Origin of the sequence: Methanobrevibacter sp. UBA188 (assembly GCF_905234905.1) — an archaeon.
GTDB lineage: Archaea > Methanobacteriota > Methanobacteria > Methanobacteriales > Methanobacteriaceae > Methanocatella.
Window position 1 is genome coordinate 1 of sequence record NZ_CAJOJM010000074.1, and the last position, 6,138, is coordinate 6,138.

Genomic DNA, 6,138 nt, shown 5'->3' on the forward strand with positions numbered 1-6,138 from the left:
AATATTTGTATAAAGTTGATTGAAAAATATGCATAAGTGGTAGAACTTTTTCGTGAGTTTCAATGAAACAATGTTCTCTAACCTTTTTTACAACATCATCATCTTTAACATCACCAATCAACAAAGGAGAATCAAGATTGTGCAACTTTTTGTTCCTTTTGACTAGCTTCATGTTGCTGTTGGCGTAACACACTTTAAATTATCTACTACTTTTTAGTGAATTTTGTTTCCACATTTAACAAACAAATATAACTTGTCAAATGCCTTACAAAAATTGGACATACAAACCATTAACCTATATAAAAATCTTAACTGTTATGAGATACTCATCAATTTTTCAATTATCCTAAGATTTTTTAATCTTATAATATAATAGATATAAAAAGTGTTTAAAAATAACTGATTTTGTAAAAACATTGTTTTGACAAGTTTCTACACATTTTGAGCAATGCCTGCACTTTTCAATATCCATCAGAATATAATCATCAAATGTTTGAATCAGATTAAAATCACATGCCTTTGCACATTCCCCACAACCAATACAATTTTTCCATACATTATACATACAAATCAAAATTATATTATGCTTAATATTATGTCGAATACCCCCATCATTTGAAGGCCAATATATGATATTACGATTACCTGCAGCGCTTTTAATTTTGTAGGATTGATTTTTTTAGATAGGTTAGCAGCATATCCAGATACAATAATGCTGGTTATTGTTAAAAATACGAATTGAAGCAAGTTGACATAACCTAATGAAAAATCCGGCAATCCTTGAACACCCCAACCTAAAACAATATAACAGATTACCCCTGCAAGTGTGGTTGCGATGCTTAATGCTGAAGTTGTTCCGATAGTATTTGTTATTGGATATCTCAAGTATGCCACGAAAATCGGTATGATAAATGCTCCTCCTGCGGGACCTATCAATCCGCTTGCAAGACCACATGCAAATGCAATAGAGTAAAATAATCCTGCATCAGTTTTAATATTATCTAAAGAGGTAGGAGATTTTATTAAAACTAAAAATACTGTTGATACTATACATATTACACCAAACAAAATCTTTAAAACCTCAACATCTATGTATTGAGATATGACTGCACCCAGAATGGCACCTACAAAACCAAAGACCATCATTGGTTTTAGGTGCTGTTTTACTATTAGATTGTTTTGTTTGTGCTTTCGTGTACTGTTTATCATCGTGACACAGATAACTGCAAGACCTGTTGCAAAGGTAACCGTTAGGGACGTTTTAGGATCACATCCAATTGAGGTTAAAAGATAATATTGGATTGGAGTGATTCATGAAACCTGCAAAGCAACCTCCAATCAACAGCAAAACAACATAAAAAAGCAAATCCATTATTGCACCATGCGCCCTATTGAAATTTAAATCTTAATCAAATCTTTAAATTTTTGCACAGATTTCCTTAATTTCACCTTCTACTTCCTCAAGGTTAATTTCTTTTTGGGAAAGGTTGCTTTGAGCTATGTGTGAATTATATTCAAGTTCCCCAACGACAGATATGTCATCATCCAATTGTTCCAATACCAAATCTTTAGTATTTTCATCAATTTTATTCAATATTACCATATATTCTTTGGATGCCTCTTTTGATAATGATCCTATTTTATTTGCCAACAATATTGCATCGCTTGACGGGTCAACTATTGAAATGAGTTTGTCTGCAGACTCAATTACTCCTCTTCCAATGTGTTCTATTCCCGCTGAGGTGTCGACCAATATTACTTCATTGTCTTGTAATTCAATGTGATTTAGGAAGTCTCTTGTAAGATTTCCCATCGGACAGGCACAGCCTTCATCAGGGTCGTTGATTTTTCCGGATTCAATGAATCCTATATTTCCGTTCCATGTCACATAATCGGAAGGTAAATCTGATAATTTCATATTATCCAAAATATCTATTGAATCTGAGGCGGCGTCATCTTTCAGGTTGATTTTTTCTAAAACCATACCTTTAATTCCTACTTTTAAAATTTCACCCATTATCTTATCTCTTCCACCATAATATTCCATTAATGAAGTGTCTGCAACATCAACATTAAGCATCTTGTTCAATCCGAGGTTTCCCTCATCCATATCAATTATTAATACTTTATTGTTTTTTGACAATTCCTTTGCAATTAATGATATGAATGTGCTCTTTCCACATCCTCCTCTTCCATTGATAAATATTTTTTCTTTCATTTAGTTCACTTTCCATAATTTGTGTTTTAAATTATAAATAAACTACAATTAAAAGGTTTTGTAACAAAAAGGTAACAAAAATAATAAGTAACAGTGTGATATCCTCTTTAAAGTAATACTTTTTAAAAATATTTAAAGGAAAAGGTTTAAATTTAACAATAGGTGCAAAATGACAATTAAAAGAAAATTTGATAAACTGCCCCCATACTGTCAATTTGAAAAAAATCTGAATCTTATTAAAAACAAATGGACAGTATACATTTTAAGGGACATGATTCTTGGAAAAAAATATTTCAGCGATTTCAAAGAGGACAAGCCTGAACTGTCCAATAAAATCCTAACACAAAGACTTAAGGAACTGGAAGAAAACAACATCATCGAAAAAAACATCAAAGATAATGAAACATCATATCACCTGACTGAAAAAGGCCACAGGCTTCAAAACATATTATACGAACTCGCCATTTTCAATCTTGAAGAGGAATATCATGGAGAGGAACTGGAAAAAATTAAAAAAGAATTTGAACAGTTAAAATATGGGGGAAACCAAAAATGAATAATATTGCTTATCTTTTACTTGCAATTCTATTGAAACCAGTGCCACATCACTGTTAAAAGTTGCTGAAGGTTTCACTAAACCATTGCCAACAATAGCATCAATCATATTATACATATTATCATTTTACAGTCTCAGCAACTGCCTAAAAACAGCACCAATAGGAGTTGCATATGCCATTGGTCAGCATTGGGAATCGTGCTTGTGACAATTGTAGGGATTATCGCTTTCAAACAGACCCCTGATTGGGCTGCTATCCTTGGACTTTTACTTATCATTATAGGTGTAGGGGTGCTAAATCTATTCTCAAAAATGAGCTTACATTAATTATGAATTATTTTTTAAAAAAAAAAACTAAAAGTCAAAACAACTTAGTTTGTAAATCAATATAGCTAGGTTCATTAACTTCATTTACAACATCCCCATCTTTAACATCCCCAATCAGCAACGGTGAATCTGGATCATGCAACTTCTGGTTCCTTTTGACCAACTTCATGTTGCTGTTGGCATAATAACATTAAATTTATAATCTCTTCTAATTAAATTTCATCACTAAACAAGAAGTCTAAGATATTCATATTTCGTATTCCTCTCTTGACATATTAAACTCATCAATGGATATTATATATTTTTGGATAATTGTCCTTAACCAGAATCATGGGAGGAATTCCCTTTCAATTGTTTCTTCATGAAAAACCTATATGGATAAGTATAAGTTAACAAATTTTAAAAAATTAAAATTGTTGCATTATAAGTTTACAATTTGATTAACTTCTAAAAGCAGTCAATGGTTCAGACTTGTTAAAACTTCTTCAATGAAATATTCATGAATTAAAGTGTCCTCTGTTAATTCTGGATGAAATGAAATTGCAATGTTGTGTCCTTGCTGAATGGCTATTATTTCACCATCAAATTCTGACAATATCTTAATATCATTTTTGGACCCATCATAAGATTCAAGTGCCGGTGCTCTAATAAACACACCAGAATACTTTTGATTTAATATTTCAATTTCCGCTTCAAATGAATCCTTCTGCCTTCCATAGGTATTTCTTTTAACAGTTATGTCCATAAGTTCAAGTAGCGGCTGGTTGAAATCTGTTTTTTTGCCAAGAAGCACCATTCCAGCACAAGTTCCAAAGACAGGAATATTATTTTCTTTAATAACTTTATCAATACCCCTTTCCTTAATGAGCTTGCCAATTACAGTACTTTCCCCACCGGAAATGATTAATCCATCACATTTTTCAACATCATCACTGTATCTTACTTCTTCCACTTCTATATCGAGTTTTAAGTTTTCAACGGTTTTTCTTGTCATGTCAAAGTGTTCTGAAACTGCACCCTGAAGATTTAGGATTCCGATTTTTACCATCTAAGCACCTTAAAAAATAATTAAAAATATGAGGAATTTTAAATTCCCCTGTCCTGCATTCTGTCGGATTCGCTCAAAGTTGACATTTCCAGACCTTTCATGGCTTCGCCCAATCCTTTGGATACTTCCGCCAATACTTCAGGCTTGTCGTAATTTGCAGTTGCTTCAACTATTGCTTTTGCAAATGCTTCAGGATTGTTTGACTTGAATATTCCTGATCCCACAAAAATGCCGTCGGAACCTAACTGCATCATGAGTGATGCGTCAGCAGGTGTTGCAATTCCTCCTGCAGCAAAGTTGACAACAGGTAATTTGCCCAATTCTGCAGTTTGCTTTACAAGTTCAATTGGAGCTTCGATGTTTCGCGCATATTTCCAGAGTTCCTCTTCCTCCATTCCATGTATTGTTCTGATTTCTCCCATCACCATTCTCATGTGGCGAACTGCTTCTACAATGTTTCCTGTTCCAGGTTCTCCTTTGGTACGAATCATAGCTGCACCTTCGTCAATTCTCCTTAGTGCTTCACCAAGGTTACGTGCACCACATACGAATGGTATTGTAAATTCCTTTTTGTTAATGTGATATTCTTCATCTGCAGGTGTCAACACTTCACTTTCATCAATCATGTCAACTCCTAGGGTTTCCAATATTTGCGCTTCTGCAATATGGCCTATTCTTGCCTTTGCCATTACAGGGATGGATACTGCATCAACCACCTCTTCAACAATTGTTGGATCAGCCATTCTGGCCACTCCCCCAGCTGCACGAATGTCTGCAGGTACCTTCTCAAGTGCCATTACTGCCACCGCCCCTGCATCTTCTGCAATTGAAGCCTGTTCTGCATTCACTACGTCCATAATGACTCCGCCTTTTGTCATTTTTGCAAAACCTTCTTTTAGTACTTTTGTTCCTTTTTCTATCATTTTTTTGTTCTCCTATTTCTGAATTGTTTGAAGAGTATATATTAAAAGGGCTCTCTTAAACGTTAATATAACAGTAGTTATAATAACAATTATTAGTATATATTTTATCTATATAAATTTTATGGCAACAAACCCGACGGCACTTATATGAATTATTTCCAATAGCTTTTTCATCACCTCTGAAGCATAAATCCTGAAGAATCCAATTAAAACTGTCTAAAATTACTTATTTTACTAATTAAAGATGCAAGTAACCATTTACATTCGAAAAACTTTATATATGTCCTTTTTTGTACTAATAAATAGGTGTGAGAAGTTCTAAAAATAAATCAAACGAGAACTTCACCACAACAAAAGGTGAAAAAATGATATTAATATAATCTTCCATTAAGATCAAAAAAAATGTAAACTGCTGTCGAACATGAATTATTAAAAAAAAGGTGATTAACATGGCTCCAATATTAGGATTCACAAAACTCTTCATAAAGATCGCAAGTCTATTCAACTAAACACGAAATAAAAAAAAATAATTAACACGGAGGTGGAGAATATGGCACCAACAGGATGCTTCTCAAAACTCTTCAAAAAAATCGCAAGTCTATTCAACTAATATTTGGAGGTTAAACACTTGAAATTCAGAAAAAAAGTGCAAAAAGACACCTCGCAACCAAAGCGAGGTGAACCTGCACAACTTATGACTCTTTTTTTAATAAATTGATTAAATTATTATAACTATCTTTTTTTACTAAAAGCACTATGCAAAAATCAAATCAATTTTTGTTGTGTGTCAATATAGCTTGGTTCTGTAACTTCCATTACTGTTTCGCCCTCTTTAACCTCACCAAGTATCAACGGCGAATCCGGATTATGCAATTTTTGGTTCTTTTTGACCAGCTTCATGTTGGCATTGGCGTAACAATAATTGCTTGTCATCAATTGTTTATAATAATTTCAGCATCTTACCCTGCAACTTTTCCAATAATACTCAAGTAGTTACCTTTGCATCATTAGTTGGTTCAGGTTATGTCAGTGATTATAGTAGATGTTCAGGATTTGTATTTCCACC

General features: G+C 33.3%; 8 protein-coding genes. 1 reads left to right on the top strand and 7 read right to left on the bottom strand.

Annotated elements, in window-relative coordinates; translation table 11 throughout:
- Nucleotides 1-346: 346 nt before the first annotated feature.
- The 3 genes from QZ143_RS09270 to QZ143_RS09280 form a co-directional block, all read right to left on the bottom strand.
- Nucleotides 347-565 carry a 4Fe-4S binding protein gene (locus tag QZ143_RS09270; RefSeq protein WP_292802404.1) on the bottom strand — a complete coding sequence of 73 codons (219 nt, stop codon included), beginning with the start codon at nt 563-565 and terminating at the stop codon, nt 347-349.
- 11 nt (nt 566-576) lie between these two features.
- A complete protein-coding gene (locus QZ143_RS09275; protein WP_342765219.1) occupies nt 577-1,311 on the bottom strand; it encodes a sulfite exporter TauE/SafE family protein in 735 nt (244 codons plus the stop codon).
- A gap of 106 nt (nt 1,312-1,417) precedes the next feature.
- A complete protein-coding gene (locus tag QZ143_RS09280; RefSeq protein WP_012955167.1) occupies nt 1,418-2,218 on the bottom strand; it encodes a cobyrinic acid a,c-diamide synthase in 801 nt (266 codons plus the stop codon).
- 169 nt (nt 2,219-2,387) lie between these two features.
- On the opposite strand from QZ143_RS09280, the gene QZ143_RS09285 reads away from it, so the two are divergent.
- Nucleotides 2,388-2,774 carry a helix-turn-helix domain-containing protein gene (locus QZ143_RS09285; protein WP_012955166.1) on the top strand — a complete coding sequence of 129 codons (387 nt, stop codon included), beginning with the start codon at nt 2,388-2,390 and terminating at the stop codon, nt 2,772-2,774.
- Between the two features lie 361 nt (nt 2,775-3,135).
- On the opposite strand, the gene QZ143_RS09290 is transcribed toward QZ143_RS09285, so the two are convergent.
- The 4 genes from QZ143_RS09290 to QZ143_RS09305 all read right to left on the bottom strand — a co-directional run bounded on the left by QZ143_RS09290 (nt 3,136) and on the right by QZ143_RS09305 (nt 6,005).
- On the bottom strand, nt 3,136-3,270 hold the full coding sequence (locus QZ143_RS09290) for a hypothetical protein (protein WP_012955175.1): 135 nt from the start codon (nt 3,268-3,270) through the stop codon (nt 3,136-3,138).
- A 288-nt stretch (nt 3,271-3,558) separates the two neighbouring features.
- On the bottom strand, nt 3,559-4,149 hold the full coding sequence (pdxT, locus tag QZ143_RS09295) for a pyridoxal 5'-phosphate synthase glutaminase subunit PdxT (protein ID WP_292876359.1): 591 nt from the start codon (nt 4,147-4,149) through the stop codon (nt 3,559-3,561).
- A 38-nt stretch (nt 4,150-4,187) separates the two neighbouring features.
- Nucleotides 4,188-5,069, bottom strand: a complete 882-nt coding sequence (gene pdxS, locus QZ143_RS09300) for a pyridoxal 5'-phosphate synthase lyase subunit PdxS (protein WP_292883515.1) — start codon at nt 5,067-5,069, stop codon at nt 4,188-4,190.
- A 768-nt stretch (nt 5,070-5,837) separates the two neighbouring features.
- On the bottom strand, nt 5,838-6,005 hold the full coding sequence (locus tag QZ143_RS09305) for a hypothetical protein (RefSeq protein WP_292883509.1): 168 nt from the start codon (nt 6,003-6,005) through the stop codon (nt 5,838-5,840).
- Nucleotides 6,006-6,138 lie beyond the last annotated feature (133 nt).

Excerpts from the sequence above, each read along its gene's own strand:
- QZ143_RS09305 (WP_292883509.1), bottom strand. The coding sequence starts at position 6,005 with ATGACAAGCAATTATTGTTACGCCAATGCCAACATGAAGCTGGTCAAA.
- QZ143_RS09290 (WP_012955175.1), bottom strand. The coding sequence starts at position 3,270 with ATGAAGTTGGTCAAAAGGAACCAGAAGTTGCATGATCCAGATTCACCG.
- pdxT (WP_292876359.1), bottom strand. The coding sequence starts at position 4,149 with ATGGTAAAAATCGGAATCCTAAATCTTCAGGGTGCAGTTTCAGAACAC.
- QZ143_RS09280 (WP_012955167.1), bottom strand. The coding sequence starts at position 2,218 with ATGAAAGAAAAAATATTTATCAATGGAAGAGGAGGATGTGGAAAGAGC.
- QZ143_RS09285 (WP_012955166.1), top strand. The coding sequence starts at position 2,388 with ATGACAATTAAAAGAAAATTTGATAAACTGCCCCCATACTGTCAATTT.
- QZ143_RS09270 (WP_292802404.1), bottom strand. The coding sequence starts at position 565 with ATGTATAATGTATGGAAAAATTGTATTGGTTGTGGGGAATGTGCAAAG.